This is a genomic window from Candidatus Poribacteria bacterium, assembly GCA_021295755.1.
In the GTDB taxonomy this organism is placed as follows: Bacteria; Poribacteria; WGA-4E; order WGA-4E; family PCPOR2b; genus PCPOR2b.
Map to the genome: position 1 here is coordinate 1 of JAGWBT010000208.1, position 679 is coordinate 679.

Sequence of the window (679 nt, forward strand, 5' to 3'; positions counted from 1 at the left end):
GCCAACTCGAAAAAGCCAAAATCCTCTACCAACGCTGCCTCGACAGAGGCAGCACCGACTGTGTTCTCGGCTTTGTGAAATACCATCTCACCGCCGACTTAGAGCGTTCTGATGTCGTCCATGACCTGCTCGCTTTCCAAGCGGAGGAGATGGTTGAGATGAACAGAGCCAAAGGGGAGGAAATTCGCGGCTTCCTGCGCTGGTTGGAACGGGAAATCGGGGTCGAAATTGATTCGCTCAAAAACAAGACCAAGATCCAGGATTACTTCGATCTGTCGTTTGAAGAACTACTTGAGATCCTCAAGAGCAACCGTCGATCCATCGCCGTTGATCCATCAGACCGAAATTTCCAAGAATTGCTGGAGCGCGAATTTACACGTAGCTGCAACATACTTGACCCATTGCTCACCCGCATTCAGGGTGCCGACGCACTGATTGATCAGGTGGTCTATCAACTCTACAACTTGACCGACGAGGAAATCGCCATCGTAGAAGGCAACGTTTAATTGAACGTCGTGCAAAAAGAAAGTGCGAATCACGGAGTGAAACCGTAGGGGCAGGGTTACGCCGCCCGTATTTATCAACAACCCCGGTTCCTATTAACCTTTGGTGCTAGTTTAGTGAGAAAGTCTTTTCCACATTGTTCAAGGGTTTATCGGTTGATTCATTCTTCTTATGT

The 679-nt window shown here is 48.7% G+C and carries 1 protein-coding gene; it reads left to right on the forward strand.

Going from position 1 to position 679, the window contains the following annotated elements; translation table 11 throughout:
• Positions 1-506: restriction endonuclease (locus J4G02_21755; GenBank protein ID MCE2397144.1), on the forward strand; the 506-nt coding region annotated here is incomplete at its 5' end.
• Between the last annotated feature and the right edge of the window lie 173 nt (positions 507-679).